This window comes from Duganella sp. GW821-FHT07G03 (assembly GCF_059418605.1).
In genome coordinates this window covers 1-26247 of record NZ_JBWKQE010000017.1, presented here as the reverse complement: position 1 = coordinate 26247, position 26247 = coordinate 1, and the positions used below count along the sequence as shown (strand labels likewise).

General features: G+C 64.1%; 25 protein-coding genes and 1 tRNA gene. 11 read left to right on the top strand and 15 right to left on the bottom strand.

Annotated features, from left to right (window positions below; genetic code table 11):
- Window positions 1-12: 12 nt before the first annotated feature.
- The 5 genes from AC07OK_RS20365 to cysS form a co-directional block, all read right to left on the bottom strand.
- Window positions 13-1260, bottom strand: a complete 1248-nt coding sequence (locus tag AC07OK_RS20365) for an aspartate kinase (protein WP_494691991.1) — start codon at window positions 1258-1260, stop codon at window positions 13-15.
- 143 nt (window positions 1261-1403) lie between these two features.
- Window positions 1404-2819: a tRNA lysidine(34) synthetase TilS gene (tilS, locus tag AC07OK_RS20360; RefSeq protein WP_494691990.1), complete on the bottom strand. Its 1416-nt coding sequence runs from the start codon at window positions 2817-2819 to the stop codon at window positions 1404-1406.
- 63 nt (window positions 2820-2882) lie between these two features.
- A complete protein-coding gene (locus AC07OK_RS20355) occupies window positions 2883-3857 on the bottom strand; it encodes an acetyl-CoA carboxylase carboxyltransferase subunit alpha (protein WP_020706147.1) in 975 nt (324 codons plus the stop codon).
- A gap of 75 nt (window positions 3858-3932) precedes the next feature.
- Window positions 3933-4592: a DNA-3-methyladenine glycosylase family protein gene (locus AC07OK_RS20350; RefSeq protein ID WP_217946319.1), complete on the bottom strand. Its 660-nt coding sequence runs from the start codon at window positions 4590-4592 to the stop codon at window positions 3933-3935.
- The gene (cysS, locus tag AC07OK_RS20345) at window positions 4592-5983 is read right to left on the bottom strand and encodes a cysteine--tRNA ligase (RefSeq protein WP_494691989.1); all 1392 of its coding nucleotides are present in this window, start codon (window positions 5981-5983) and stop codon (window positions 4592-4594) included. Before cysS ends, AC07OK_RS20350 begins: the two co-directional genes overlap by 1 nt.
- A gap of 272 nt (window positions 5984-6255) precedes the next feature.
- Between cysS and AC07OK_RS20340 the strand changes: the two genes are divergently transcribed.
- The 3 genes from AC07OK_RS20340 to AC07OK_RS20330 are packed head-to-tail and all read left to right on the top strand — an operon-like array spanning window position 6256 to window position 8214.
- The gene (locus AC07OK_RS20340; protein ID WP_494691988.1) at window positions 6256-6882 is read left to right on the top strand and encodes a peptidylprolyl isomerase; all 627 of its coding nucleotides are present in this window, start codon (window positions 6256-6258) and stop codon (window positions 6880-6882) included.
- Between the two features lie 57 nt (window positions 6883-6939).
- Window positions 6940-7434, top strand: a complete 495-nt coding sequence (locus tag AC07OK_RS20335; protein ID WP_494691987.1) for a peptidylprolyl isomerase — start codon at window positions 6940-6942, stop codon at window positions 7432-7434.
- Between the two features lie 3 nt (window positions 7435-7437).
- Window positions 7438-8214 (top strand): UDP-2,3-diacylglucosamine diphosphatase, encoded by a 777-nt coding sequence (locus AC07OK_RS20330; RefSeq protein ID WP_494691986.1) that lies wholly within the window; start codon window positions 7438-7440, stop codon window positions 8212-8214.
- Here the strand turns inward: AC07OK_RS20330 and AC07OK_RS20325 are convergent.
- On the bottom strand, window positions 8201-8821 hold the full coding sequence (locus AC07OK_RS20325) for a transglutaminase-like domain-containing protein (RefSeq protein ID WP_494691985.1): 621 nt from the start codon (window positions 8819-8821) through the stop codon (window positions 8201-8203). The genes AC07OK_RS20330 and AC07OK_RS20325 overlap by 14 nt on opposite strands.
- A 78-nt stretch (window positions 8822-8899) precedes the next feature.
- Between AC07OK_RS20325 and AC07OK_RS20320 the strand changes: the two genes are divergently transcribed.
- Window positions 8900-9679 (top strand): substrate-binding periplasmic protein, encoded by a 780-nt coding sequence (locus AC07OK_RS20320; protein WP_494691984.1) that lies wholly within the window; start codon window positions 8900-8902, stop codon window positions 9677-9679.
- On the opposite strand, the gene AC07OK_RS20315 is transcribed toward AC07OK_RS20320, so the two are convergent.
- A complete protein-coding gene (locus AC07OK_RS20315; RefSeq protein WP_494691983.1) occupies window positions 9680-10432 on the bottom strand; it encodes a tetratricopeptide repeat protein in 753 nt (250 codons plus the stop codon).
- Between the two features lie 79 nt (window positions 10433-10511).
- Window positions 10512-11021 (bottom strand): DUF6622 family protein, encoded by a 510-nt coding sequence (locus AC07OK_RS20310; RefSeq protein WP_494691982.1) that lies wholly within the window; start codon window positions 11019-11021, stop codon window positions 10512-10514.
- 247 nt (window positions 11022-11268) lie between these two features.
- Between AC07OK_RS20310 and AC07OK_RS20305 the strand changes: the two genes are divergently transcribed.
- On the top strand, window positions 11269-12801 hold the full coding sequence (locus tag AC07OK_RS20305; RefSeq protein ID WP_494691981.1) for a DUF1800 domain-containing protein: 1533 nt from the start codon (window positions 11269-11271) through the stop codon (window positions 12799-12801).
- Window positions 12802-12810: 9 nt separating this feature from the next.
- A complete protein-coding gene (locus AC07OK_RS20300; RefSeq protein WP_494691980.1) occupies window positions 12811-14199 on the top strand; it encodes a DUF1501 domain-containing protein in 1389 nt (462 codons plus the stop codon).
- 3 nt (window positions 14200-14202) lie between these two features.
- On the opposite strand, the gene AC07OK_RS20295 is transcribed toward AC07OK_RS20300, so the two are convergent.
- A complete protein-coding gene (locus AC07OK_RS20295; protein ID WP_494691979.1) occupies window positions 14203-14763 on the bottom strand; it encodes a DUF1439 domain-containing protein in 561 nt (186 codons plus the stop codon).
- 162 nt (window positions 14764-14925) lie between these two features.
- Between AC07OK_RS20295 and AC07OK_RS20290 the strand changes: the two genes are divergently transcribed.
- The 4 genes from AC07OK_RS20290 to AC07OK_RS20275 are packed head-to-tail and all read left to right on the top strand — an operon-like array spanning window position 14926 to window position 17841.
- Entirely contained in the window at window positions 14926-15297 is a 372-nt protein-coding gene (locus tag AC07OK_RS20290; protein WP_494691978.1) for a GntR family transcriptional regulator, read from the top strand.
- The gene (locus AC07OK_RS20285; RefSeq protein ID WP_494691977.1) at window positions 15294-16151 is read left to right on the top strand and encodes an ABC transporter ATP-binding protein; all 858 of its coding nucleotides are present in this window, start codon (window positions 15294-15296) and stop codon (window positions 16149-16151) included. The genes AC07OK_RS20290 and AC07OK_RS20285 overlap by 4 nt, the downstream gene beginning before the upstream one ends.
- Window positions 16148-17101, top strand: a complete 954-nt coding sequence (locus AC07OK_RS20280; protein WP_494691976.1) for a hypothetical protein — start codon at window positions 16148-16150, stop codon at window positions 17099-17101. Before AC07OK_RS20285 ends, AC07OK_RS20280 begins: the two co-directional genes overlap by 4 nt.
- A gap of 2 nt (window positions 17102-17103) precedes the next feature.
- Window positions 17104-17841, top strand: coding sequence for a hypothetical protein (locus AC07OK_RS20275; protein WP_494691975.1), 738 nt, complete (start codon window positions 17104-17106; stop codon window positions 17839-17841).
- 28 nt (window positions 17842-17869) lie between these two features.
- Here the strand turns inward: AC07OK_RS20275 and AC07OK_RS20270 are convergent, their stop codons facing one another.
- The 4 genes from AC07OK_RS20270 to rnr form a co-directional block, all read right to left on the bottom strand.
- Window positions 17870-18547: a YceH family protein gene (locus tag AC07OK_RS20270; RefSeq protein ID WP_494691974.1), complete on the bottom strand. Its 678-nt coding sequence runs from the start codon at window positions 18545-18547 to the stop codon at window positions 17870-17872.
- A gap of 11 nt (window positions 18548-18558) precedes the next feature.
- Window positions 18559-19305, bottom strand: coding sequence for a serine O-acetyltransferase (cysE, locus tag AC07OK_RS20265; protein ID WP_116989837.1), 747 nt, complete (start codon window positions 19303-19305; stop codon window positions 18559-18561).
- Between the two features lie 123 nt (window positions 19306-19428).
- Window positions 19429-20175, bottom strand: a complete 747-nt coding sequence (gene rlmB, locus AC07OK_RS20260; RefSeq protein ID WP_070359161.1) for a 23S rRNA (guanosine(2251)-2'-O)-methyltransferase RlmB — start codon at window positions 20173-20175, stop codon at window positions 19429-19431.
- The gene (gene rnr, locus AC07OK_RS20255; RefSeq protein WP_494691973.1) at window positions 20176-22644 is read right to left on the bottom strand and encodes a ribonuclease R; all 2469 of its coding nucleotides are present in this window, start codon (window positions 22642-22644) and stop codon (window positions 20176-20178) included. It lies immediately after the preceding gene.
- Between the two features lie 343 nt (window positions 22645-22987).
- Here rnr and AC07OK_RS20250 point away from each other — a divergent pair.
- Window positions 22988-23072 (top strand) — tRNA-Leu (locus tag AC07OK_RS20250).
- Between the two features lie 65 nt (window positions 23073-23137).
- Here AC07OK_RS20250 and AC07OK_RS20245 read toward each other — a convergent pair.
- Together AC07OK_RS20245 and AC07OK_RS20240 are read right to left on the bottom strand one after the other, a co-directional pair.
- A complete protein-coding gene (locus tag AC07OK_RS20245) occupies window positions 23138-24238 on the bottom strand; it encodes a serine hydrolase domain-containing protein (RefSeq protein WP_494691972.1) in 1101 nt (366 codons plus the stop codon).
- Window positions 24239-24367: 129 nt separating this feature from the next.
- Window positions 24368-25984, bottom strand: coding sequence for a response regulator (locus tag AC07OK_RS20240; RefSeq protein WP_494691971.1), 1617 nt, complete (start codon window positions 25982-25984; stop codon window positions 24368-24370).
- Window positions 25985-26247: the final 263 nt, after the last annotated feature.

The following is a 26247-nucleotide window of genomic DNA, read 5'->3' as shown; positions in this document are numbered from 1 at the left end:
TTTTTGAAAAAATTATGCCTTCTCCAATTCGAACGCTTTATGCAGCGCGCGCACGGCCAGTTCCATGTATTTTTCGTCGATCAGCACGGAGATCTTAATTTCCGACGTCGAGATCATCATGATGTTGATGCCCTCTTCCGACAGCGTGCGGAACATCTGCGACGCCACGCCCACGTGCGAACGCATGCCCACGCCCACCACCGAGATCTTCGACACTTTGGCGTCGCCGGTGATGCTGGCCGCGCCCAGCTCTTCCTTGGTGCTGTTGAGCACGTCCACAGCGCGCTGGTAGTCGTTGCGCGACACAGTGAAGGTGAAGTCCGTCTTGCCATCCACCGACTGGTTCTGGATGATCATGTCGACTTCGATGTTGGCATCGGCCACCGGGCCCAGGATGTGGTACGCCACGCCTGGACGGTCGGGCACGCCCAGCACGGTGATTTTGGCCTCGTCGCGGTTAAACGCGATACCGGAGATGACTGCTTGTTCCATGTGTGTATCTTCCTCAAACGAAATCAGGGTGCCCGAGTTGGCTTCTACTTCCAGGTCCAGCATCGGGTCGGTCAGCGACGACAGAACGCGGGTCGGCACGCGATAGTTGCCGGCGAATTCCACCGAGCGGGTTTGCAGCACTTTCGAGCCCAGCGACGCCAGTTCCAGCATTTCCTCGAACGTGATCGCCTTGAGCCGGCGCGCTTCCGACACCACGCGCGGATCGGTCGTGTACACGCCGTCTACGTCGGTGAAAATCAGGCATTCGTCGGCCTTCATCGCGGCGGCGATCGCCACGGCGGAAGTGTCCGAACCGCCGCGACCGAGCGTGGCGATATTGCCGTCATCGTCCACGCCCTGGAAGCCGGTGATGATGACGATCTTGCCGTCGTCCAGGTCGCGATTGACTTTTTCATTGTCGATCGACTGGATGCGAGCCTTGGTGAAAGCGGAATCGGTTTTAATCGCGACTTGCCAGCCGGCGTAGGACACGGCTTTCTTGCCGATCGCCAGCAGCGCCATCGACAGCAGGCCGACCGACACTTGCTCGCCGGTGGAGGCGATCATGTCGAGTTCGCGCGGGTCGGGCTGGGCCTGAATTTCCTTGGCCAGGGCGATCAGGCGATTGGTCTCGCCGGACATGGCCGAGGGGACGACGACGATGCGGTGCCCGGCGTCATGCCACTTGGCGACACGCTGCGCCACGTTCTTGATACGGTCCGTCGAACCCATCGACGTACCGCCATATTTGTGCACGATTAAAGCCATAACAGAGAGTTTTCCGCTCAAATAAAGGTAAATGGAACCCTTAACTCTACATGCCGCACTGCAAAATAACAAGTCAAAAAACTCATAAAGTCATACCGTATAGACATATCTACATACAAAATTCGGCAGATAGGGGCTATTGTCTATACAGCCTGCCAACGCAGGCGCCAGCGTGAAACGCCCTCACCCACCAGGTGATTGCAGTCCATGCCGACGCCGGCCGCGAACAGCACCTGTCGGCCAGCGCTGACCACCGGCAGGCGCGAACGCTCCCAGGCCGGGATGTTCAGCGCCTGGTAATGATACTTGAGTCCGCGCGTCGGACGGTTGTGGGCCGGCTTGAGGCGTTCGCCGCCCTTGCGGAACTCGATCAGCAAGGGCTGGGCGCGCAGCCAGTCGGCGTCCAGCCCGCCTTCGCCCTCGCCGGCCGGCTCGAAGTGCAGCACGCCGCCGTAGGCCGGGAACGCCATCTCGGTCTCGCCGTTCCATTTGAACGAAGTGCCCGGCGTTTTGTCGAACTCGTCTTCACGCGTACCTTCCAGGTCTGCCAGCTTCGGCGTGATGTGCAGGCGGTCGCGGTGGCGCCTTACGTGACAATCGGGGTGCGTTACCAGCGGTTGCGCGCCGTCGCGCGCCTCCAACAGCTGCACCAGCATTTCGGACAGCCAGGCCGCGCTCGGCATGCGCAAGCTGCGGGTGGCGAACCAGTGGCGCAGCATGTTGTAGCTGCGATCCAGGCTCAGCAGGCGCAGCTTGGCGATATCGATGCAGTCATCGACCAGGCATAGGGCCAGGTCCTGCTCGGCCAGCTCAGTCAGCAGGCGCTGGGCCGACTGCGCGTGCTGGGCGCTGCGCGCAAAGCGCTCCTGGAAGCCGGGGAAGGCCTGGTCCAGCGCCGGCATCACCTTGTGACGCAGTGCGTTGCGGGCAAAGCGCGGGTCGTCGTTGGATTCATCCTTGATGTAGACGATGCCGTGCTCGCTCACATACGCGGCCAGTTGCTTGCGCGAGGCCGGCAGCAATGGACGCGCCATCATCAGGTCGGGATTGGCCAGTAGTTCGGGCGCGGCGTTGGCGGCGTCCATGCCGGACAGGCCGGCGGGGCCGGAGCCGCGCAGCAGTTGCAGCAGCACGGTCTCGGCCTGGTCGTCCAGATGGTGCGCGGTCAGCAGCAGCTTGACGTCGTGCGCGGCGCACAGCGCGCCCAGCGCGGCGTAGCGCACCTTGCGGGCGGCCGCTTCGGTGCCGCTCTTCTGCTGGTTCGCCAGCTGCACGCGGCGCGCTTCGAAGGTGACGCCCAGCGCGGCGCAGGCTTGCTCGCAGTGCGCCAGCCAGGCGTCGGCGTTGGCGCTGAGGCCGTGATGGACGTGGAAGGCGTACAAGGCCACGCCATGCGCTTGCGCGTAGGCATGCGCCAGGTGGAGCAGCGCCGACGAGTCGAGCCCGCCGCTAAGGGCGACGGCCATGCGCGGGGCCCCGGTCGGCTGCTGCTGCGCCAGCGCGGCGGCGACGGCTTGTTCAAAGGTCGAGGACAGGGTCGGGATCTGTTGCTTCTTCAATTGCTGCTCCAAAATGCAAACCGGGGGCATGCGCCCCCGGTCGTTGTGTCATGCCGCGCGCGATTACTCTTGCGGCGTGGTTTCTTTGAACTTACCGTAGCTCATCAGCTTCTCGTGACGGGCTTCCAGCAGGTCCTTGGTCTTCATGCCGTGGAACTGGCGCAGCGAATCAGCCAGCGCGCGCTTGAGCAGCGTGGCCATCTGTTTCGGATCGCGATGCGCGCCGCCCAGCGGCTCGGTGACGATCTTGTCGATCAGGCCCATGGCCTTCAGGCGGTGCGCGGTCAGGCCCAGCGCTTCGGCCGCATCGGCGGCGCGCTCGGAGGTCTTCCACAGGATCGAGGCGCAGCCTTCCGGCGAAATCACCGAGTAGGTCGCGTATTGCAGCATCAGCACCGCGTCGCCCACGGCGATCGCCAGCGCGCCGCCGGAGCCGCCTTCGCCGATGATGGTGGCGATCAGCGGCACTTTCAGTTCCGCCATCACGTACAGGTTGTGGCCGATCGCTTCGGACTGGCCGCGCTCTTCGGCGTCGATGCCCGGGAACGCGCCCGGCGTGTCGACGAAGGTGAAGATGGGAATGCCGAACTTCTCGGCCAGCTTCATCAGGCGCATGGCCTTGCGATAGCCTTCCGGCTTCGGCATGCCGAAGTTGCGCAGCGCGCGTTCCTTGGTGTCGCGTCCCTTTTGATGGCCGATGACCATGCAAGCCTGGCCGTTGAAGCGCGCCAGGCCACCCACCACGGACAGGTCGTCCGCATAGCTGCGGTCGCCGTGCAGTTCGTGGAAGTCGGTGAAGATTTCGTTCACGTAGTCCATCGTGTATGGACGCTGTGGGTGGCGCGCGATCTGCGCAACCTGCCAAGGGGTCAGCTTGGCGTAGATGTCTTTGGTCAGTTGCTGGCTCTTTTTGGCCAGACGGTCGATCTCCTCAGAGATGTCGACAGCCGAATCGTCTTGGACGAAACGCAGCTCTTCGATTTTGCCATCGAGTTCGGCGATCGGTTGCTCAAAGTTGAGGAAAGTCGTTTTGGTCATTGTACCTCCGTGATTATTCTCAGCCATGCGGGCACGATTCAGGCACAAAAAGGCCTCGCACAGCGATTAGAGCATCTATTCTACAGCAACCGGGTCCAGGCTACGCCATAAGTACCAGGTCGCCACCGTGCGCCACGGCTCCCAGTTGGCCGAAACCTCGCGCGCGTCGCTACGGGACACAGGTTCGCCGGAAAAATAATTCTGGCTGATGCCCTGGATCAAACCGGGGTCATCGAGCGGCAAAACATTCGGCCGCAGCAGATTAAATATCAAAAACATCTCGGCTGTCCAGCGGCCGATGCCGCGGATCTGCACCAGTTCGGCGATGACGGCCTCGTCATCCATCTGGTCCCACTGGCTGGTGTGGACGCGCTTGTTCTTGAAGTGGTCGGCCAGGTCGAGGATGTATTCGGTCTTGCGCTTGGACAGGCCGCAAGCCGACAACTGCTCGGCGCCGGCCTTGATGATCTGCGCCGGCGAGCATTTCGGGCTGACCAGCAGCAGCTTCTTCCAGGCGACGTCGGCCGCCTTGGTGGTCACTTGCTGGCCGACGATGGAGCGCGCCAAGGTGGTAAACGGGTCGTCGTGGCCGACCAGGTGCAGGTCGCCAAATTGCGGGATCAGCTTTTTCATGATGCGGTCCCGCTTCATGAGCTCGATCTTGGCCTGTTCCCAGTAGGGCGGCACGGCCGATACTGCGCCGTCTGCGCCCTCGTTATCCTTGGCGGTGACCATTATGCGCGGCGCCAGTTGGTCGTGCCGTCAGGCTTGTCTTCGAGGATGACGCCGGCCGCCAGCAGAGCGGCGCGGATCTGGTCCGATTCGGCGAAGTTGCGCGCCTTTTTGGCTTCGATGCGCTTGGCGATCTGTTCCGCGATGGCGGCGTCGCCGGAGGCGTCGGCCGCGCCGACCGCCGCCTGGCGGAACTGCTGCGGCGTGCGGGCCAGCAGGCCGATGACGCCGGCCAGGGCCTTGAGCTGACGCGCCACGGCGGGCGATTTCGATTTGTTCAGCTCGCTCACCAGGTCGAACAGCACGGCCAAGGCGACCGGCGTGTTGAAGTCGTCGTCCATCGCCTCGGCGAAGCGCACGGCGTACGGCTCGCTCCAGTCCAGCGCCAGGCCGTCGCCTTCCACGCCGTCCAGCGCGGTGTACAGGCGGGTCAGCGCGACGCGGGCGTCGTCCAGGTGCACGTCCGAATAGTTCAGCGGGCTGCGGTAGTGGGCGCGCAGGATGAAGAAACGCACCACTTCGGCGTCGTACTTCTTCAGCACGTCGCGGATGGTGAAGAAGTTGCCCAGCGATTTGGACATCTTCTCGTTATCCACGCGCACGAAGCCGTTGTGCACCCAGTAGTTGACCATCGTGTGGCCGAACGCGCCTTCCGACTGGGCGATCTCGTTTTCGTGGTGCGGGAACTGCAGGTCCGCGCCGCCGCCGTGGATGTCGAAGTGTTCGCCCAGCAGCGCCGAGCACATGGCGGAGCACTCGATGTGCCAGCCCGGACGGCCCTTGCCCCACTTGGAATCCCACTTGACCTCGTCCGGCTCGGATTCCTTGGACGCCTTCCACAGCACGAAGTCCAGCGGATCGCGCTTGCCGGTGTTGACGTCGACGCGCTCGCCGGCGCGCAGGTCGTCCAGCGACTTGCCGGACAGCTTGCCGTAGTTGGGGAAGTTGCGCACCGCGTAGTTGACGTCGCCATCCGCGCCCTGGTAGGCCAGGTCCTTCGCTTCCAGCGTCTCGATCAGCGCCAGCATCTGCGGCACGTACTCAGTGGCGCGCGGCACCAGCGTGGCCGGCAGGATGCCCAGCGCGCCGGTGTCTTCGTCCATGTATCGCGTGAAACGGGTGGTCAGCTGCGAGATGGTCTCGCCGTTCTCGACCGCGCGCTTGATGATCTTGTCGTCGATGTCGGTGATGTTGCGGGCATAGGTGACCTCGTAGCCGGAGGCCAGCAGCCAGCGGTACATGACGTCGAACGCCATCATCATGCGGGCGTGGCCGATGTGGCAATAATCGTAGATGGTCATGCCGCAGACGTACATGCGGACTTTGCCTGCCTCGATGGGAACGAATGTCTGCTTGTCACGCGCCAGCGTGTTGTAAATCTTTAAATTGCTCATCGGGCTCTTGCGGTTTCTTTGCTTGTTCTTTGTAGTGCGCGTGCCGCAGTCCCGGGCAATACGAGGACCGGGCGCGGCGCAGTAGGCGCGCACCTGGTATTCATCGCATCACGTTGGAGACCGGCTGACACTCGGTAGTTATTCTTTCCACCTTCTAAGGGGTAGAATGGACAAGTATAGCATTGATAAAAACAGCATAGACCCAATCTGCTTTAGGATTTTTGGCTAGTCGGCCAGTTCAACCCGGATAAAACCACTACGAGGAAGTAACAATGCACCAAACTCAGCCATCACTGTTCGCCAAACTGATGACCATGTTTGCCGGCGTCGCCCTGTCCGGCGCGGCCCTGGCAGCCGCTCCGGCCGCCCCAGCCAACAACGCCACGCCGCAAGTGGAAATCAAGACCTCGATGGGCGACATCGTGGTCGAGCTGAACCACGAGAAGGCGCCTAAATCGGTCGACAATTTCCTGACCTATGTCAAGGCCGGCTTCTACAAGGGCACCATCTTCCACCGCGTGATCGACGGCTTCATGATCCAGGGCGGCGGCTTCGATGAAAAGCTCAAGCAAAAGAAAACCAACCCGCCGGTGACTATCGAGTCGCAGAACGGCCTGACCAACAACAACTACACGCTGGCCATGGCCCGCACGGGCGACCCCAACTCCGCCACCTCGCAATTCTTCATCAACGTGGCCGATAATGAAGCCCTGAACTACCCCGGCCGCGACGGTTTCGGCTACACGGTGTTCGGCAAAGTCATCAAGGGCCAGGAGGTGGTCGACAAGATCAAAGGCGTGCTGGTGGACGACAAGGGCATGTTCCAAAACATCCCCGTGATCCCGGTCGTGATCAAGTCGGCGACGATTTTGAAGACCCCTATCCAGCCAAAACTGTAAAATAGCGGCCGCGTCGTATTTCGCATCACATTTTCACCACTACCTCAGGATAACAACATGACCAACGTAATCATCACCACCAACATGGGCAACATGACCGTCGAACTGAACGACGAGAAAGCGCCTAAATCGGTCGCCAACTTCCTGGCCTACATGGAAGCCGGCCACTACGCCAACACCATTTTCCACCGCGTGATCGACGGCTTCATGGTCCAGGGCGGCGGTTTCGAGCCAGGCATGAAGCAGAAGCCAGCCGACACCACCGTGGAAAACGAAGGCAAGAACGGCCTGAAGAACGACACCTACACGCTGGCCATGGCCCGCACCTCGGCGCCGCACTCGGCATCGGCCCAGTTCTTCATCAACGTCAAGAACAACTCCTTCCTGGACTACCCGGGCCAGGACGGCTGGGGTTACGCCGTGTTCGGTAAAGTCATCGAAGGCACCGAAGTGGTCGACGCCATCAAGAAAGTCAAAACCACCCGCAGCGGCATGTTCGCCGACGTGCCGGCGGAAGACGTCATCATCGAGAAGATCGAACTGGCTGCTTAATTAATGAGCGATGCCAACATGCGCGCGGACCAGGTCTGCGCGCTGTTTATCTCCGACCTGCATTTGCAGCCCGCGCATCCCGCGACCAGCGTAGCGTTTTTCGACTTCCTGGACCGGCATGCGCGGCGCGCGCAACAGTTGTACCTGCTGGGCGACCTGTTTGAATACTGGGCCGGCGACGACGATATCGGCGATCCCTATCACCAGCGCATCATTGCCGCGCTGCGCAGCGTGAGCGATGCGGGCGTGGCCGTCTACTGGATCGCCGGCAACCGCGATTTCCTGGTCGGCGCGCAGTTCGCCGCCGCGGCCGGCCTGACCCTGCTGCCGGAAACCTGGGTGACCGAGATCGGCGGCCAGCGCCTGGTGGTGCTGCACGGCGACGCCCAGTGCACCGAGGACGTCAAGTACATGGAGTTCCGCGCCATGGTGCGCCAGCCCGCGTGGCAGCAGCAGTTCGTGGCGATGCCGCTGGCGCAGCGCAAGGCCATCATCGCCGGCATGCGCGAGAACAGCCGCAAGGACCAGGGCAACAAATCCTACGAGATCATGGATGTGACGCCGCAGGCGATCCGCGACGTGTTCGCCGCCACCGGCGCCGACGTCATGATCCACGGCCACACCCACCGCCCCGCCCTGCACATGGTGGACGGCAAGCGCCGCTACGTGCTGCCGGACTGGGAGCCGGACGCCCTGCCGCCGCGCGGCGGCTGGATCGCCATCGACAGCGCCGGCGCCATCACGCGCCACGCGCTCGACGGCGCCGTCATTCCAGCGTAATCGCCACCCCGTCGGCCGGCGGCGCGGCGTCGATCGGCGTCACGCAATAGGCCGAGATCGACGCCAGTTCGCGCATGCGCCGCACCAGCTCCGGCCACGGTTGCGCCCACACCTGCGGATACAACTGCTCGCCCGGCGTCACCACCGGGAAGGCCAGGTTCTCCGCACCCGGCGTGAACTCGCAATGCACGGTGGCCTTGTTGCCGCGCGCATCGCAGCGGTACCAGCCGCCCTCTTCCAGCCACACCGCCACCAGGCCATGCGTGCAGAACGGCGAATCGGCGTCGCGCAGCGTCAGGCGCTGGTAGCAGAAGCCGGACGGGATGCCGTTGGCGCGCAGCAGCGCCACCAGCAGATGGCTTTTCGCGGTGCACAGGCCGGTGCCCAGCGCCAGCGCCTCGGAGGCGCTGCAGCTGATCTCGTCGCGCTTGTAATCGATGCTGTGCTCGATCCGGTCGCGCACCCATTCGAAGCAGCGCTGCGCCGTGGCGCGCGGCGTGCCGGCCTGCAGCGAGCGGGCCAGCGCCGCCACTTCGGGATGATGAAAATCGACGACATCGCTGGCGGCGACGAATGCGGGCAACATGGCGGGCAACTTGGCGTTCATGGGTCTCCTCTTTATCAAACGAACAAGATTCTCCCACAGTTCTGGCGGCGACGCAGTGGATGGCCCTATAATCAATTCATGACGAAACGTACCTGGTTCTTATGTAGCAGTTTTCTGGCCACCACCGTGCTATTGAGCGGCAGCGGCTGGTGCGCTCCCCAGGCGTTGACCGTGGCCTGGCGCGACAAGCCGCCCTACCACTACATCGAGCAGGGCCAGCCGCAAGGGTTCCTGCTGGAGCGCGTGAAAAACATTTTCAATCTCGCCGGCATCCCTGCGCAATTCGTCAACGAACCGCAGAAACGGATCTGGGCCAACTTCACGCACGGCACCACCAATTACTGCTCGATCAGCTGGTACCGGCTGCCCGAGCGCGAGGCGGTGGCGCAGTTCACCTCCCCCATCCATGAAGACTTGCCGCACACCGTGCTGATTTCGCAGGATTACGTGCAGCGGGTCACGGCGCATCCGACGCTGACTTCCTTGCTGGACGACCCGAGCTTGACGCTGGGCGTGGTCGAAGGCGTGTCCTACGGGCCGGTGCTGGACCAGATGATCAAGAGCGGCAAGATCCACATCATGAGCCGCACGGTGGAGACCACGCTGATGATGCGCATGCTCTCGGTGGGCCGCGCCTCGTTCATGTTTGTGGACCGCGAAGACTTGAACTATTTCCGCCCTCGGGAAAAGTTGTTGCAGTCGGCGGTGCAGTATGATTTTCCCGACATGCCGCCGGGGATGAAGCGCCACATCGCTTGCAGCAAGGACGTGGCGCCGGAGATCATCGCCAAGCTCAACCAGGCCATCGCCGCCACCGGGGGCGCCTACAACCCCGGCCACAGCGTCAAGCCGAAGTAATCAGCGCTTGACGGCTGTCATCGCCGCGTTCAGCCGGCGTATCAATTCCTGGTTCATGTCGCGCGTATGGCGGGTCCAGCGCTCCATCGTGCGTTGCAGCTCGGCGTGCAGCAGGCCGGCGCGCGCCGTGTCGCCGGCGCCGGCCGCCCAGATCGCGAACTCGGCCTGTACGGCAAAGCTGTTGTAGCGGCCCAGCGCAAACTCGAACTCCGCCTTCGCCTCGTCCTGGCGTCCGGCCGCGGCCAGCGACTGGGCCAGCAGCAGCGACACCTGCTCGCCGCGGAAATTGGCGTCGGCCGCGCGGATGGTTTGCAGATGCGTCACGGCGGCGGCGGCGCGGCCGCAGGCCAGCGTGGCGCGCGCGGCGCCGTAGCGGATTTCCAGGTCGCCCGAGAACGGTCCTTGCAGGCAGGCTTCGTAGGTGGCGGCCGCCTCGTCGGCGGCGCCGGCCTCCAGCTGGGCGGTGGCCAGGCGCATCTGGTTCTGCGCGGTGGGGGTGTAGGCGTAGGCGTCGCGCGCCTCGCGCAATTCGCGGCCCGGATCGAGCGAGCGGGCCGCCGCCGTCACCACCTTGCGGGCGCCGTGGTTCAGCTTTGAATCCGGCAGATAGATCGCGATGAAGTACACGATGCTGCCCAGGCCGGGAAACATAAACAGGATCATCAGCCAGTACATCTGTTGCCCGCTGCGGATCACGTGCACGGCGAAGAACAGCGCCACCAGCACGTGCAGTCCGATTCCAAATATCGTCATGAGGCTAACTCCAACATTTCGTCAATGTCGCGAATTGTAGAAGCTCTTGCCCCGCACCACAAGGAAACGTGCAAATCCATCAAGCCACAATTGCCTCGGGCTGGGCCATCCAGGCGGCCACATAGCGCGAGACGCGGCCAACGAACACGCCACTGAACAGGCCGAACAGCACGGTGACGGTGGCGGCGAACGCCAGGTCCTGGCGCAGCTCGGGATGCATGGCCGTCTGCACCGCCACCACGTACTTGGTGACGAAGATGGCGATCATCAGCATCAGCGGCGCCCAGCTGCCGCGCTGCCGCACGGTGCCGGCGGCGCGGTTGACCGCGATGACGGCGCCGCTGCCGAGCTTCCACGTGAGCGCCGCGCCGGCCACCATGCCCAGCGCCCAGACACCCCAGACGCCGCCGCCCAGCGCGCCATGCGCGTTCATGCTGGACAACGACAGCAACAGCATCACCGCCGGGATGATGAACAGTTTCTGCAAGGAGATCTCACGGTCGCGGCTGGCCAGCACGCCGCGATACAGCAGGAAGGCCAGCAAGGCCCAGACGTAGGTAGGAGTGTGGCTGACAATTTGCTGAATCATGATCTGCTCCGCAGGGCTGGTTAAGGTGACGCCACTATGCCCGCCGGCGCAACGGCGTGGAACACGATGCGACGAAACGCGGCAAAACGGCGCCAAATGCAAGCGTGCGGCGCAAAGCGCAGGCAGCCGGCGGGCAAAACGTTGCACCGTAATGCTTCGTTACAAATAATCGGTGGCGGGACGAGCGGACTCGGCATAAATTACTACACAGCAATGTCTGACCCCGTACTTCGTGGAGATTCCCGTCATGACCCCAACACCGACCGCGGCCGCCGCCGCCCGCTTCCTGGCGCAAGCCTCGATGGGAGCCAACCGCGCCGAGATCGCCAAGGTGCAGACGCTGGGCTACGCCGGCTGGATCGATGCCCAGCTGGCCGCGCCGCGCTCCGGCACCCGCTGGGACTGGCTGATGGCCAAGGGCTACAACGACATCGCCAACCGCAACTCGGAGAACGGCTTCGACGCCTGCGCCTGGCGCAAGCTGATCACGGCGCCCGACACGCTGCGCCAGCGCGTCACGCTGGCCCTGTCGGAAATCTGCGTGGTGGCGATCGACGGCCTGGTGGGCGCCGGCTGGCGTGCCTTCTCGGCGGCGGCCTACCTGGACCTGCTGGAAGACTACGCTTTCGGCAATTACCGGGCGCTGCTGGGCGCGATCTCGACCAGCGCGGCGATGGGCCAGTACCTGACCTTCCGCGGCAACGTCAAGCAAAACCCCACCACCGGCGCCCTGCCCGACGAAAACTATGCGCGCGAGCTGATGCAGCTGTTCAGCATCGGCCTGGTCCAGCTGAACGCCGACGGCACAGCGCAACTGAGCAACGGCGTCCCCAAGGAAACCTACGGCCTGGCCGACATCACCGGCCTGGCCCGCGTGTTCACCGGCTGGGACTTCGACCTGGCCGGCCAGACCGCCGCCGTGCCGGACTTCCTGCGCCGGCCGATGACGCAGGTGGCCAAGCGGCACGAGACCGGCGCCTCCAGCTTCCTCGGCGGCACGGTGGCGGCCGGCCTGTCCGGCGCCGACGCGCTGAAGGCGGCGCTGGACATCATCTACGGCCATGCCAATGTGGCGCCCTTCATCAGCCGCCAGCTGATCCAGAAGCTGGTGACCAGCAATCCGTCGCCGGCCTACGTGGCGCGCGTGGCCGCCGTGTTCGACCATGACGGCCGTGGCGTCAAGGGCAACCTGGCGGCGGTGGTCAAGGCGCTGCTGCTCGATCCCGAAGCCCGCGCCGCCACCTACGTCGGCCCCGGCTACGGCAAGCTGCGCGAGCCGATGCTGCGCTTCATCGGCTGGGCACGCGCCTACAACGCCGCCTCCGCCACGGACGCCTGGGCCATCGGCAACACCAGCGACGCGTCCAGCCGCCTGGGCCAGAGTCCGCTGCGTGCGCCGTCGGTGTTCAATTTTTACCGGCCCGGCTATGTGCCGCCCAACAGCGCGGTGTCCAAGGCCGGGCTGGTGGCGCCGGAGTTCCAGCTGACCAATGAAACCTCGGTGGTCGGCTACGTCAACTATATGCAGCGCGCGGTCAAGGGCGTCGGCGACGTGCTGCCGGACTACAGCACCCTGCTGCCGCTGGCGGCCAACGGCCAGCAACTGGTCGACGAGATCAACCTGGTGCTGGCGGCCGGCCAGCTCGGCAGCGCCAGCGTCGGCCTGATACGCGGCGCCATCGACACCATGTCCGCCAAGACCGACGCCGCGCTGCACAACCGCATCTACGCCGCCCTGACCCTGGTCATGGCCGCGCCGGAATACCTCGTTCAACAGTAGGGAGCCGCCATGACCACCAACTCTTCCCGCCGCGCCTTCCTGCAGCGCGCCTCGATGCTGGCCATGAGCGGCGTGGCCGCGCCGCTGGCCGTCAACCTGGCGGCGATGGCCGAAGCCTCGGCCGCCAACGCCAGCGACTACAAGGCCATCGTCTGCGTGTTCCTGTACGGCGGCAACGACTACGCCAACACCCTGGTGCCCTACGACGCCGCCAGCTACAACGCCTACTACGCGCTGCGTTCCAACCTGGCCTACCAGCACAGCGCGCTGTCGGGCACGCTGCTCAACACCGGCGCGCCGCCGGTCGACGTCAACGGTGTCGCCCACCAGTACGCGCTGGCGCCGGAACTGGCGCCGCTGCTGCCGATCTTCGACGCCGGCAAGATGGGCGTGCTGCTCAACGTCGGCACGCTGGTGCAGCCGACCAGCAAGCAGCACTACCTGGCCAAGGCCGTGCCGCTGCCGTCCAAGCTGTTCTCGCACAACGACCAGCAATCGGAATGGCAATCGTCGATGGCGGAGGGCGCCACCTCCGGCTGGGGTGGCCGGCTGGGTGACCTGTTCGAGGCGGGCAACGGCAACGCCACCTTCACCTGCGTCAATGTCTCCGGCAACGCCGTGTTCCTGTCCGGGAAAGAGGCGGTGCAGTACCAGGTGTCGACCAAGGGCTCGGTGCCGTTCAGCGCCTTGCAGAGCCCGATGTTCGGCTCGGCCAGTTGCAGCAGCGCCTTGCGCGCGCTGATCACGCAGCCGCACGCGCACGTGATGCAGTCCGACTACGCGCGCGTGACGCAGCGCGCCATCTCCGCCAACGACGTGCTGACCTCGGCGCTGGCGGGCGCGCAGGCCATCAACACGCCCTTCCCCGCCAATAACAACCTGGGCGACCAGCTGAAGATGGTGGCGCGCATGATCTCCAGCGCTTCGGCGCTGGGCGCCAAGCGGCAGGTGTTCTTTGTGGCTATGGGCGGCTTCGATACGCACGACGGCCTGGTCAAAGTGCATCCGGGCCTGCTGAAAAGCGTGGCCGACGCGCTGGCGGCCTTCTACCAGAGCACGGTGGAGCTGGGCGTGGCCAACCAGGTGACGGCCTTCACCGCGTCCGACTTCGGCCGCACGCTGAGCGGCAACAACGATGGTTCGGACCACGGCTGGGGCAGCATGCACTTCATGCTGGGCGGCGCCGTCAAGGGCGGCCGCTACTACGGCAAGGCGCCGGTGGTGGCCAGCAACGGGCCGGATGACGTCGGCCAGGGCCGCCTGCTGCCGACCACCTCGATCGAACAATATGCGGCCACGCTGGGCGGCTGGCTGGGCGTGTCGAACAGCGACCTGCTGGCCATGCTGCCCAACCTGGCCAACTACAACGCCAGCGCGCGCAACCTGGGCTTCGTCTAGCGCTTATTGCGCCGGCTGCAGATTGGCGACCAGCGCGCCGGGCTTGGTGCTGATCCCGGTCAGCACGAACTGCACGCCGGCGTAGCGCAGGTCTTCCGGACGGAAGGTGTGTACCGGCACGTCCTTGAGCGTGCTCTCGCCCAGCAGATTGGCCACGCTGGCGATCTGGTTCTGCTTGCCCTCGTCCATGCCGTCGACCACGAAGCGGTCCACATGGGCGTCGCCGATGTAGATGACGTTGCGCGCGCCATCCACCTTCAAGCGCCCCGACACCGCCATGCTGCCGTGCCACGACTGGCGCGCCAGCAGCGGCGCCACGTTCACCTCCAGGGTCAGCGCCACGCGGTCGTTCTCGGCCAGGATGGCCAGTTGCGGATGGCTCAGCTCGACCTCGAACACGCCCAGCACGCGGTGGCGCACGGGGAATTTGCGGTCCAGGTTCTGCTGCATGCGCTCCTGCGGCAATTCCACCTGGCGCGGGCCGATCAGCGTGGAACAGGCGGCCAGCAGGCCGGCCAGCATCAGCGGCGCGGCCAGTTTGATCGTGCGTTGAAAGTGCATCATGGTGTCCTTTTGCAAAAAAACATAAGGCCGCCATTATGACCCAAGCCCGCAACAAGTCTCGCCGCCGACAAAAAACCACAAGAATCGCTTGCCTTTTTTAATTCTAGTGTTATAGTTTACTACAACACCAATTCATTAACACACATCAAGGGGACCACATGTATGTCCACGATAGGCTGGAATGACAATGCGCCGATTTATCGGCAGCTCAAGGAGAAGGTCATCGGCATGATGCTTGACGGCCTGCTCAAACCCGGCGACGCCCTGCCCTCGGTAAGACAGGTGGCCGCCGACTATCAACTCAATCCGATCACCGTATCTCGCGCCTACCAGGAACTGGTGGACGAAACGCTCGTAGAAAAAAGAAGGGGACTAGGTATGTACGTCACTGACGGCGCCCGCGACAAACTGCTGGCCACTGAACGCGAGCGCTTCCTGCGCGAAGAATGGCCGCTGATGCTGGAACGTATCCGCCGCCTCGGCCTGGAACTCGATACCCTGCTCAAGCCGATCGCCAGCGGGGGTGCGTCATGAGCGCCATCATCACGGCGTCCAAGCTCAGCAAGAAATACGGCAAGCAAGCCGCGCTGAACGGCGCCAGCTTCACGGTCGAGGCAGGCCGCATTGTCGGCCTGATCGGCCCCAACGGTTCCGGCAAGACCACCACCCTCAAAGCCATCCTGGGCCTGACCCAGTTCGAAGGCGAGCTGAGCGTGCTGGGCATGGACCCGCGCAAGCAGCGCGAGGCGCTGATGAACGACGTCTGCTTCATCGCCGACGTCGCCATCCTGCCGAAGTGGCTGAAGGTCAAGGACGCGATCGCCTTTGTCGAAGGCGTCCATCCCCGCTTCGACCGCAGCAAGGCCGAGAAATACCTGGCCAACACCAAGCTGACGCCGGACATGAAGGTCAAAGCCATGTCCAAGGGCATGGTGGTGCAGCTGCACCTGGCGCTGGTGATGGCGATCGACGCCAAGCTGCTGGTGCTCGACGAGCCGACCCTGGGCCTGGACATCCTGTACCGCAAGCAGTTCTACCAGAACCTGCTGGAAGACTACTTCGACGAGAACAAGACCATCCTGATCACCACCCACCAGATCGAAGAAGTCGAGCACATCCTGACCGACCTGATGTTCATCCAGGATGGCCGGATCTCGCTGGCGGCGTCGATGGACGAGGTGGGCGAGCGCTTCACCGAAGTGATGGTCGAGCCGCAGTTCGTGGCGGCCGCCAACGCGCTGCAACCGATGAGCCAGCGCACCGTGTTCGGCAAGCCCATCATGCTGTTCGATGGCGTGCCGCGGCTGCAACTGTCGACCTTCGGGGAATTGCGCACGCCCAGCGTGGCCGACCTGTTTGTCGCGACGATGAAAGGAACCTACGCATGAAAACGATGAAATGGCTGATCAAGCGCGAACTGTGGGAGCACAAGGGCATGCTGTTCTGGGCTCCCGCCGTGATCGCCGGACTGATCGCGGCATTGGCACTGACCGGCATCTTCCTGGGCCACAACGCCAACTTTAACGACGACGGCCAGACCATGTCGATCGGCACCGTCACCGTTGAAGGCGCGATGCGCGCGCGCATCGTCGAAACGGCGTCGCAGGCCTACATGCTGTCGTCGCTGCCGATCATGATGGTGCTGAGCTTCCTGGTGTTCTTCTACTGCCTGGGCGCGCTGAACGACGAACGCCGCGACCGCAGCCTGCTGTTCTGGAAATCGCTGCCGGTGTCGGACCTGACCACCGTCATGTCCAAGGTGGCGCTGGCCCTGGTGGTGGCGCCGCTGATCACGGTGGCGATCGGCACCGTGCTGTCCTTGGTGATCCTGCTGGCCGGCTGCCTGGCGATGCTGGTGCACGGCACCAACCTGTTCGGCGCCCTGCTGGTGGCGCCGGACCTCTACCTGACGCCGCTGCGTCTGGCGGGACTGCTGCCGGTCTACATCCTGTGGGCCTTGCCGACGGTGGGCTGGCTGCTGATGGTGTCGAGCATGGCGCGCTCCAAGGTGTTCCTGTGGGCCGTGGGCACGCCGCTGGTGACGTCGCTGCTGCTGATGTGGGCCGAGAAGGCGCTGCACTTCGGCTTCAACGCCGGCTGGTTCGTCACCCGCGTGGTCGACCGCATCCTGCTGGGCGTGATTCCGGGTTCGTGGATCATCTTCGAAGCCGACACCGTCACGCTGCACCATGAAGCCAACAAACTGGCGCTGCCGGACACCATCTTCAGCGCCTCGTGGGGTACGCTGAGTGGCGTCAGTGTCTGGATTGGCGTGGCAGCCGGCGTGGCGATGATCGCCGCCGCCGTCTGGATGCGCCGCCGCCGCGAGGAAGGCTAAGCATGGCCGGCAAACAGTATATGCGCGCCGCGCTGCTGGCGGCCGCCGTGGCGGCGCTGCCGGCCACGGCGGCCGAGACGGAGGCCGGGGAGGGACAGATGGTCGTCATCAACGGCACCCGCAGTCCGGAAATGCAGCCTTACCGCTACATGCTGTCCGGCCTGGACGCCTTTGACAGCCAGCACGCGCTGGCGCCGAATGCGCAGCAAGTGCGCTTCCGCATGCACACCAAAAGAAAGGCGCCCGCAGGCGCCATCGACACGCTGTCGCTGCGCCTGTTCGGCAACGAGACCGACATCCCGCTGCCGCTGGCGGCCGATCACAGTTTCAGCCTGCCGCGCAACCGGGCAGCGGAAGACGACAACGCCGACGTGGTGCTGAACCAGAAGAAGAACTACTACGGCTGGATGCCGGACATACGCAGCGCCGGCGTGCCGGCCGACATGCGGCGGCTCGGCGATATCCGGCTGGAGTGCCGGGTGCTGATCGCGGTAGCGAAGAACTACATCCCCTTCCTGATGCGCGCGACGATCAACACCCTGACCTTGACCACGGACTGGTGTTCGTTCAAGGACTTCACTTTGAGCGTGCACAGCGACCGCGTCATCGCCAGCGCCACGCTGGTGGATGGCGCCAGCAGGCTGGAGCTCAAGGTCGACGAGGATGGAAAAATGTACTCGGTGCCGCTGAACGACAAGGTCTACACCAACGACGCCTTGATCGAGTTCAGGTTCGAATAAGCACGGGGGTCAAGTCTGACATTCGACGTTATTCGAACTGCTGGCGGAATTCGGCAAACTGCGCGCTCAGGTCTTCGACCTGCTGGCGCAGTTGCTGGACTTCCTGCTCCAGCGCGGCGACGCGGCCGCCCTGCCCGGCCACGCTGACCGAACCGCCCATGCTGGCGGCGGTTTCTTCGCGCGCCAACGCCTCTTCGCCACCGAGCAACTGGCCGTAGCGCGGCTCCTTGGTGCCGGGCGCCAGCGCCAGCTTCGAGACCAGCGGCGGATATTTGTCGATCAAAAATTGCAGCGCCTGCTCGACATCGGCCACCGATTTAAAGTCATGCAGACGGCCGGTGCGGGTGCGGATTTCGCCGGCGGTCTGCAGGCCGCGCAGCATCAGGATGCTCAGCACGGCCAGCTTGTCCTGCTCCAGCGACCACTTGATGCGCATGCGGTGCTCGTACTTGGTCACCCGCGCGCCCGCCTGCGTGATGCCGTTGACGTACTTGCGCTGCATCAGCCGTTGCAGCACCTCGGCCACCGTCTCTTCCGACAACGCCATCACCGGGTCGCGGCTCGACAGCTGGTTGCAGCCGTTGACCAGCGCGTTCAACGACAGCGGATAATTATCCGGCGTCAGCGCTTCCTTCTCGGCCAGCACGGCCAGCACGCGGATTTCAAACGGGTCCAGCACTTCAACGCCATCGGGCGACGATTCCATAAGCGGCTTCCTTATTCAACAAGCTTGTTGAGTTGGTCTGAATTCAATTTATCACATTCGGGCACGCCCTGACAGTGCAAGCCCGCCGCCTTCATGGTGGCGAGGATGCGTTCGATCTGTTCTTCCTGCTTCACCGCGTGATTGATCAAGCCGTGCAAGGCCTTCGACAGCGGATCGTCGCCGTTCGGCGTGACGCCGTAGGCGCTGAACAGGTTGGCGGTGGCGCTGGTCGCCGAGGCCGGTTCCTTCTGCACGATGTGCGCCGGATTGCCGACCGCCGTGGCGCCCGCGGGCACCGGCTTGAGCAGCACGGCGTTGGAGCCGACCTTGGCGTACTCGCCCACCGTGAAGCCGCCCAGCACCTTGGCGCCGGCGCCGACGATAACGCCGCGCGCCAGTGTCGGATGGCGCTTGGCGCCGGTGTGCAGCGAGGTGCCGCCCAGGGTCACGCCCTGGTAGATGGTGCAGTCGTCGCCCACCTCGGCGGTCTCGCCGATCACCACGCCGAAGCCGTGGTCGATAAAGACCCGGCGGCCGATGGTGGCGCCCGGATGGATCTCGATGCCGGTGACGATGCGGGCCAGGTAGGAAATGAAACGGCCCAGCCACTTCATCTTGTGCGTCCAGCACCAGTGCGCCCAGCGGTGCATGACGATGGCTTGCAAACCGGGGTAGCAGGTCAACACCTCCCAGGCGTTGCGGGCCGCAGGATCGCGTTCGATGATGCTGTTAATGTCTTGGCGCAGGCGATGGAACATGGGTGGTCAGGAGTGCAACGGAAACGCTCATGGTAGCGTATTCGGTCGTGGGTTGCTGGGAAGCGGCTTGCAAGGAGGGGAAACCGGCGGCCCTCGTCACAGGCCGCCGGGTAGTCGTATCGCTTAAATGTCTTTGGCGATGCGCTGGCGGCGTGCCTCGTACAGACAGACGCCGGATGCGACGGAGACGTTCAGGCTCTCAACCGAACCGAACATCGGAATGCTGACCAGCATGTCGCAGGTCTCGCGGGTCAGGCGGCGCATGCCCTCGCCTTCCGAACCCATGACCAGCGCGGTCGGGCCGGTGAAGTCGGCTTCGTACAAGCCTTTTTCGCCATCGTCGGAGGTGCCGATCAGCCAGATATCGCGGTCCTTCAAGTCGCGCAGGGTGCGCGCCAGGTTGGTGACGGTGATGTAAGGCACGGTCTCGGCCGCGCCACTGGCGACCTTGGCGGCGGTGGCGTTCAAGCCCACGGCGCGGTCCTTCGGCACGATCACCGCGTGTGCGCCGACACCGTCGGCCACGCGCAGGCAGGCGCCCAGGTTGTGCGGATCGGTGATGCCGTCCAGCACCAGCAGCAGCGGCGGGCCTTCGATGGCGTCCAGCAGTTCGTCCAGGTTGCGCGCCAGCGCCAGCTGCGACGCGAAGGCGATCACGCCCTGGTGGCGGCGGGTGCCGACGATCTTGTCCAGGCGGGCCGAATCAACCGGCATCACGCGCACGCCGGCGGCCTTGGCGTTGGCGACCAGGTCCTTCATGCGGCGGTCGTCGCGGCCGATGTCGACAAAAATCTCTTCCACGGAGCTCGCCTCATGACGCAAACGCGAGGTCACGGCGTGGAAACCAAAAATCATTTTATTCTTACTCATTTATCGCTTCTTTTTACTTTTTGAGACAGTCTTCGCTGCTCGGGGTGCTACCGGAGCAGCCGCCCCGGCATTAGTCTTGCGGCCGCCGCGCGAGTTGGCGGCAGGCTTGGCCGCGGCAGGCTTGGCGGCGGCTTTGGCCGATGATTTGGCTGGCTGCGCTTTCGGCACGGCCGGGCCCGGCTTGATGTTGGTCTTGCGGTCCTTGGACTGCGCATCGGACTTGTCGGCGCGTGGCGGCGGCGCATCGGCCCCGGCCAGGCGCAGATCGATCTTGCGCGCTTCCAGGTCCACGCGCACCACTTGCACGCTGACGCGGTCGGTCAACTGGAACTTCTTGCCGGTGCGGTCGCCGCGCAGTTCGTGACGGGCGTCGTCGTACTGGAAGTAGTCGGCGCCGAGGTCGGTGATGTGCACCAGGCCTTCAACGAACAGCTGGTCCAGCTGCACGAAGATGCCGAAGGTGGTCACGCCGGTGATGATGCCGGTGAATTCCTCGCCCAGCTTGTCCTGCATGAAGTAGCACTTCAGCCAGGCTTCGACATCGCGCGACGCTTCGTCGGCGCGGCGTTCGTTGGCCGAGCAGTGCACGCCCAGCGCGTCCCACACGGTCAGGTCGACGGTTTTTTTCTCTTTGCCTTCGGCCTTGTCCTTGGCCTGCTGCTTGCGGGTGGCGTTCGAGACGTTGGTGTTGAGCACGCTGGTGCTGGCCACTTTCGGCTCGTACTTCTTACCCAGCAGGATGGCCTTGATGGCGCGGTGCGTCAGCAAGTCCGGGTAGCGGCGGATCGGGCTGGTGAAGTGGGCATACGCCTCGTACGCCAGGCCGAAGTGGCCGATGTTGTCGGGAGAGTAGACCGCCTGCTGCATCGAACGCAGCAGCATGGTTTGCAGCAGCGACGCGTCCGGACGCTCCTTGACCTGCTTCATCAGCACGGCGTAGTCGCCGGCGGCCGGCTTGTCGCCGCCGTTCAGCGTCAGGCCGACCTGCTTGAGGAAGGTGCGGACCTGCTTGAGCTTTTCAGCGGTCGGGCTGGCATGGATGCGGTAGGTGCCGGGATGCTTGTGGCGGATCAGCAGGTCGGCCGCGCAGACGTTGGCGGTCAACATGCATTCTTCGATCAGCTTGTGGGCGTCGTTGCGGGTGCGCGGGATGATCTTCTCGATCTTGCCGGACGGGTTGCAGACGATGTAGGTCTCGGTGGTCTCGAAGTCGATCGCGCCGCGTTCGGTGCGCGCCTTCAGCAAGGCGTGGTACACCTCGTACAAATTCAGCAGGTGCGGCACGATGCCCGGACGGCGCGCGGCCTCGGGTCCCTTGGTGTTGCCGAGGATGTCGGCCACTTCGGTGTAGGTCATGCGCGCGGCCGAGTGGATCACGGCCGGATAGAACTGGTAAGCCTTGATCTCGCCCTTGGCGGTGACGACGGCGTCGCACACCAGCGTCAAACGGTCGACCGCCGGGTTCAGCGAGCACAGGCCATTGGACAGCTTCTCCGGCAGCATCGGAATCACACGGCGCGGGAAGTAGACCGAGGTGCTGCGCTCGAGCGCGTCGGCGTCGAGCGCGTCGTTCGGCTTGACGTAGTGGCTGACGTCGGCGATCGCGACGATCAAACGGTAGGCGTTGGCGCGGCCGATCTTGACCGGCTCGCAGTAGACCGCATCGTCGAAGTCGCGCGCGTCTTCACCGTCGATGGTGACCATCGGGATGTCGCGCAGATCGACGCGGTCGGCCAGATCGGCGTCGCGCACATGGTCCGGCAGCTTGTTCGCTTGCTTGAGCGCGGCGTCCGAGAACACATGCGGCACGCCGAACTTGCGCACGGCGATTTCGATTTCCATGCCGGGGTCGTCCAGCGAGCCCAGGATTTCAACGATCTTGCCGACCGGCTGCTTGAAGCGCATCGGCTGCTCGGTCAGCTCGACGCTGACGATCTGGCCGGCCTTGGCCTTGCCGATCGAGCCTTCGACCAGGATGTCCTGGGCGATGCGCTGGTCTTCCGGCGCCACGATCCAGGCGCCGTTTTCGTTCAGCAGGCGGCCGATGATGTGGGTATTGGCGCGGGTGACCACCTCGACGATGGTGCCTTCCGGGCGGCCGCGGCGATCGACGCCGATGACCTTGGCCAGCACGCGGTCGCCATGCAGGACTTTCTGCATTTCTTTTTCGGGCAGGAACAGGTCTTCGCCCGGCTCGTCCGGGATCACGAAGCCGAAGCCATCTTTATGGCTGGCGACGCGGCCGGCGATGAAGCCGGTCTCGGTGGCCAGCGAGAAGTGGCCGCTGTCGTCGGAGACGATCTGGCCGTCGCGCTGCATGGCGTTCAGGCGGCGCGACAACACGGCCTGGGCCTCGGTCGCGACCTTCAGCGACTTCGACAGTGCGCGCAGATCGAGCGGCGCCTTGGCGCTGCGGAAGATGCCGAGAATTTCCTCCCGGCTGGGAATGGTATGGGTAGATTGGTTCAAAAGTATTTCTGTAGTTATTATTGACAGTGTTCAGAGGAAATCCGGCCTGGCAAAATCGTCAGGTGCATATATATGACACGACGACAGGCGTAGTGTACTTGGAAACGCCCTGATTGACTAATTTGCGACCGGTTTTGCGAATTCAAGCGGATTTTTTATGTTGTGGCGTTTGACTTCCCGCAAAATTCCTCTATAATCTTGGTCTCTCGCAGCGACAATGTTGAAAAACAGCGGCAAAGTGAGAAACTGCTAGACAGGGTTGATGTGCAGTAAGGAGCGAAAGCTCATCTGGCGCAAAACTCTCCCCGTCGTTATAATAGCAGAGTTGTTGAGAAGCATCAGTGCCCACGTGGCGGAATTGGTAGACGCGCATGGTTCAGGTCCATGTGCCGCAAGGTGTGGGGGTTCGAGTCCCTCCGTGGGCACCACAAAATTCCGCAAAAAAGCCGCAGCGCCCTTAAAAAGGTCTGCGGCTTTTTTCATTCATGCGTCCCTACAGTTTGCTGAGGAAGCGCCCGATCAGGTTAAAGATCAACATCTCGTTCGCCCCACCCTTGTCTATCGGCAAGTCCCACAGCGCGGCCGTGGCGAAGGTCATCCGCAAGTCCGGCACCAGCATGGCCAACTGCCCGCCAAAACCGTAGGCGGTGATCACCTGATGGCCGCCCAGCATGCCGCGCCACCACAAATAGCCATAGCCGACATCGCTCATATCCCCGATCGGGCCGATATGCACATGATTGGCGAAACTCTCGGCCAGCCACGCGGCCGGCACCACGGACTTGCCCTGCCACATGCCGCCGTCGAGCGCCATCCACGCCAGCTTCATCAGGTCGCGTGCCCGCAACTGCAAACCGAACGAGCCGAGTATCGTGCCGGTCGCGTCGCGCTCCCAGGCCACTTGGCGGATGCCGAGCGGCGCGAACAGCTTGCGCGTGGCGACCGCCAGCGTGTCCTCGCCATACGCATCGGCGACGATGGGCGACACCAGATGCGAGACGGCGCTGTTGTAGTTCCAGTACGGTCCGTTCGGCCCCAGCGGCGCCACCGGCAGGCGCAGCGCCAGGCTGGTCAGGTCGGGAGTATGCAATAGCTCCTGCATGTGGACGTCCTCATCCCACTCCAGTCCACTGCGCATGCGCAGCACCTGGGCCAACGTGATATTGCCCGCCACCGAACCAGGAATCTTGGCCAACTCCCTGGGCAGCAATTCACCCAGCGTGGCCGTGGCGCCGCGTATCTTTCCATCGCCGATGGCCTGCCCGGCCAGCAGGCTGCCGACGGTCTTGGTGGCCGAACGGATGTGGCGCAGGTCGGAGGATTTGCCGTCGGCATAGTAACGCTCGCCGATCAGGCTGCCGTTGCGCACCACCAGCAGGCTGCGCATCTCCGGGATCTGCGCCCCTTCGGACAACAGACCTTGCATCGCTGCCGCCGCCACGCCCTCGCTCTCCGGCGCCGCCGTGCGCCAGTCGTCGTCGGCGATCACCGACGCAACCACGTTTTCCTGCGCGCCACCGGAATTGCCGCCTCCGCAGGCGCTCAACAAGGGGGCGCCCAGGCCCAGCAGCATTACATCGCGTCGCGTCACCATATCTGCCCATCGCCAAAAGAGTGGGACCGCCGCGTGGGTCGCATGCGGCGAGTCGATGGGGACGATGCTATGCCAACGGCGCGGCGAACAGAGAGTGCCGGAAGTCATGCATGGCGGACTCGGCCAGCATCATTCCGGCGCCATGCTCCACTCCAGCTTGAGATGCGCGCCGATCTCGCGCAACAACTCTTGCTCGTCGACCGGTTTGCTGAGGAAACCGTTGGCGCCGACCTGGCGCGAGCGCTCTTCCTCTTCCGGGGTCGAGCTGGCGGAAATCATCAACACCGGCATGGTGCTGGTGCGGGCGTCGGCACGCAGGCGGCGCGTGGTTTCGATGCCGTCCATGTCCGGCATCACCATGTCCAGCAACATCAGGTCCGGCACGCCGGACTGCGCCTGCCGCAAGCCGTCGGCGCCGTTATCGGCCTCCAGCATGCGAAAGTCCAGCGCGCCCAGCAAATCGCGCAGCAAGGCGCGGTTGGTGGCGACGTCGTCCACCACCAGGATGGTCTTGCGCGGCCCCAGGTAGCCGGTGGCGTTGTGGCCGTCGTTGCTGATGGCGGCAGGCGCCGCCACCACCGGCATCGCCACATCGAACCAGAAGCGACTCCCCGTACCCAGTTTGCTTTCCACTTTCAGCTCGCCGCCCATCAGCCGCACCAGCTGGCCGCTGATCGCCAGGCCCAGCCCGGTGCCGCCGGCGCGGCGCGACGCGTCGCCCACCTGTTCGAACGGACGGAAGATGGCGTCGATATGGGCGGCCGCGATGCCGATGCCGTCGTCGTGCACTTCGAAACGCAGCGTGGCGGCATCGGCGGCGGCGCCGGCGCCGGGCCCGGGCCCGGCAGGCAACGGCAGCACGCGCAGGCGCACCGTGCCGCGGTCAGTGAACTTGACGGCGTTGCCCAGCAAGTTCAACAGCACCTGGCGCAGGCGGGTTTCGTCGGCGCTGATCGCCTCCGGCAGGCCGGCCACCAGCTCCAGCTCGAAACGCAGCTGCTTTTGTTCGGCGCGCACGCGCATGATGTCGGCCACCACCGACAGCAGATCGGCCAGCACCACCGGCTTGGGATGGAAGTCCATCTTGCCCGCCTCCACCCGCGACAGGTCGAGCACGTCGTTAATCAGCGCCAGCAGATGCTGGCCGCCCTGCTGGATCGTGCCGACGCCGCTCTTCTGGGTCGGCGTCAACCCCTTGTCGCGCTTGAGGATCTGGGTGTAGCCGAGGATGGCGTTGAGCGGCGTGCGCAATTCGTGGCTCATCGCCGCCAGGAAGGCGCTCTTGGCGCGGTTGGCCACTTCGGCACGCTCCATGGCGATGCGCAGTTCGGCATTGGCGCGCTGCAGCTCGGCGTTGACCGCCTCCAGCTGCGCCGGACTGGGAATGCGCAGCGCCACCGGCACCAGCCGCACCAACACGACGGCCGTCACCATCGAGGCGGCGGCGGTGATCGTCTTGAGCATCACCGACAGCCAGTAGTCCGGGTGCCAGATCACCCAGATGTCGGCCACGTGGGTGCTGCCGCAGGCCAGGATGAAAATGCCGAAGGCGATGAACATCCAGTCGAACGGCAAGTCGCGACGCTTGCGGATAAAGTAAAGCAGCGTGATCGGAATGGTCAGGTAGGCCAGCGCAATCAGCGCGTCGGAGATCACGCTCAGCCACAGGATCGACGGCGTCCAGAGAAAACAGTGACCATGCGGCATGAAGCCCTGGCTGCCGAACCAGCTGCTCAATGTGTCCATCGCCTACTCCTTTGCCTAGATGACGGGGCCAGCATTCAGGAGCTTACGAAAGTGTGAGCAAACAAGCAAGCAGCAAATCAGGCGTGTGGCCCGGTGCAATCTTTATCAAAAATCAGCATTCCGCTCTTGACGGCAACGCGCCGCTCCCCTATGATTCTGGCCTCTGTTGCAGAACATGTGACAGAGAGCAGTAACAGTGCCCACGTGGCGGAATTGGTAGACGCGCATGGTTCAGGTCCATGTGCCGCAAGGTGTGGGGGTTC

What these genes read in the sequence shown, in the direction of transcription:
- AC07OK_RS20365 (WP_494691991.1), bottom strand. Translation starts at nt 1,260, where the DNA reads ATGGCTTTAATCGTGCACAAATATGGCGGTACGTCGATGGGTTCGACG.
- AC07OK_RS20355 (WP_020706147.1), bottom strand. Translation starts at nt 3,857, where the DNA reads ATGACCAAAACGACTTTCCTCAACTTTGAGCAACCGATCGCCGAACTC.
- AC07OK_RS20350 (WP_217946319.1), bottom strand. Translation starts at nt 4,592, where the DNA reads ATGGTCACCGCCAAGGATAACGAGGGCGCAGACGGCGCAGTATCGGCC.
- cysS (WP_494691989.1), bottom strand. Translation starts at nt 5,983, where the DNA reads ATGAGCAATTTAAAGATTTACAACACGCTGGCGCGTGACAAGCAGACA.
- AC07OK_RS20340 (WP_494691988.1), top strand. Translation starts at nt 6,256, where the DNA reads ATGCACCAAACTCAGCCATCACTGTTCGCCAAACTGATGACCATGTTT.
- AC07OK_RS20335 (WP_494691987.1), top strand. Translation starts at nt 6,940, where the DNA reads ATGACCAACGTAATCATCACCACCAACATGGGCAACATGACCGTCGAA.
- AC07OK_RS20330 (WP_494691986.1), top strand. Translation starts at nt 7,438, where the DNA reads ATGAGCGATGCCAACATGCGCGCGGACCAGGTCTGCGCGCTGTTTATC.
- AC07OK_RS20325 (WP_494691985.1), bottom strand. Translation starts at nt 8,821, where the DNA reads ATGAACGCCAAGTTGCCCGCCATGTTGCCCGCATTCGTCGCCGCCAGC.
- AC07OK_RS20320 (WP_494691984.1), top strand. Translation starts at nt 8,900, where the DNA reads ATGACGAAACGTACCTGGTTCTTATGTAGCAGTTTTCTGGCCACCACC.
- AC07OK_RS20315 (WP_494691983.1), bottom strand. Translation starts at nt 10,432, where the DNA reads ATGACGATATTTGGAATCGGACTGCACGTGCTGGTGGCGCTGTTCTTC.
- AC07OK_RS20310 (WP_494691982.1), bottom strand. Translation starts at nt 11,021, where the DNA reads ATGATTCAGCAAATTGTCAGCCACACTCCTACCTACGTCTGGGCCTTG.
- AC07OK_RS20305 (WP_494691981.1), top strand. Translation starts at nt 11,269, where the DNA reads ATGACCCCAACACCGACCGCGGCCGCCGCCGCCCGCTTCCTGGCGCAA.
- AC07OK_RS20300 (WP_494691980.1), top strand. Translation starts at nt 12,811, where the DNA reads ATGACCACCAACTCTTCCCGCCGCGCCTTCCTGCAGCGCGCCTCGATG.
- AC07OK_RS20295 (WP_494691979.1), bottom strand. Translation starts at nt 14,763, where the DNA reads ATGATGCACTTTCAACGCACGATCAAACTGGCCGCGCCGCTGATGCTG.
- AC07OK_RS20290 (WP_494691978.1), top strand. Translation starts at nt 14,926, where the DNA reads ATGTCCACGATAGGCTGGAATGACAATGCGCCGATTTATCGGCAGCTC.
- AC07OK_RS20285 (WP_494691977.1), top strand. Translation starts at nt 15,294, where the DNA reads ATGAGCGCCATCATCACGGCGTCCAAGCTCAGCAAGAAATACGGCAAG.
- AC07OK_RS20280 (WP_494691976.1), top strand. Translation starts at nt 16,148, where the DNA reads ATGAAAACGATGAAATGGCTGATCAAGCGCGAACTGTGGGAGCACAAG.
- AC07OK_RS20275 (WP_494691975.1), top strand. Translation starts at nt 17,104, where the DNA reads ATGGCCGGCAAACAGTATATGCGCGCCGCGCTGCTGGCGGCCGCCGTG.
- AC07OK_RS20270 (WP_494691974.1), bottom strand. Translation starts at nt 18,547, where the DNA reads ATGGAATCGTCGCCCGATGGCGTTGAAGTGCTGGACCCGTTTGAAATC.
- cysE (WP_116989837.1), bottom strand. Translation starts at nt 19,305, where the DNA reads ATGTTCCATCGCCTGCGCCAAGACATTAACAGCATCATCGAACGCGAT.
- rlmB (WP_070359161.1), bottom strand. Translation starts at nt 20,175, where the DNA reads ATGAGTAAGAATAAAATGATTTTTGGTTTCCACGCCGTGACCTCGCGT.
- AC07OK_RS20245 (WP_494691972.1), bottom strand. Translation starts at nt 24,238, where the DNA reads ATGGTGACGCGACGCGATGTAATGCTGCTGGGCCTGGGCGCCCCCTTG.
- AC07OK_RS20240 (WP_494691971.1), bottom strand. Translation starts at nt 25,984, where the DNA reads ATGGACACATTGAGCAGCTGGTTCGGCAGCCAGGGCTTCATGCCGCAT.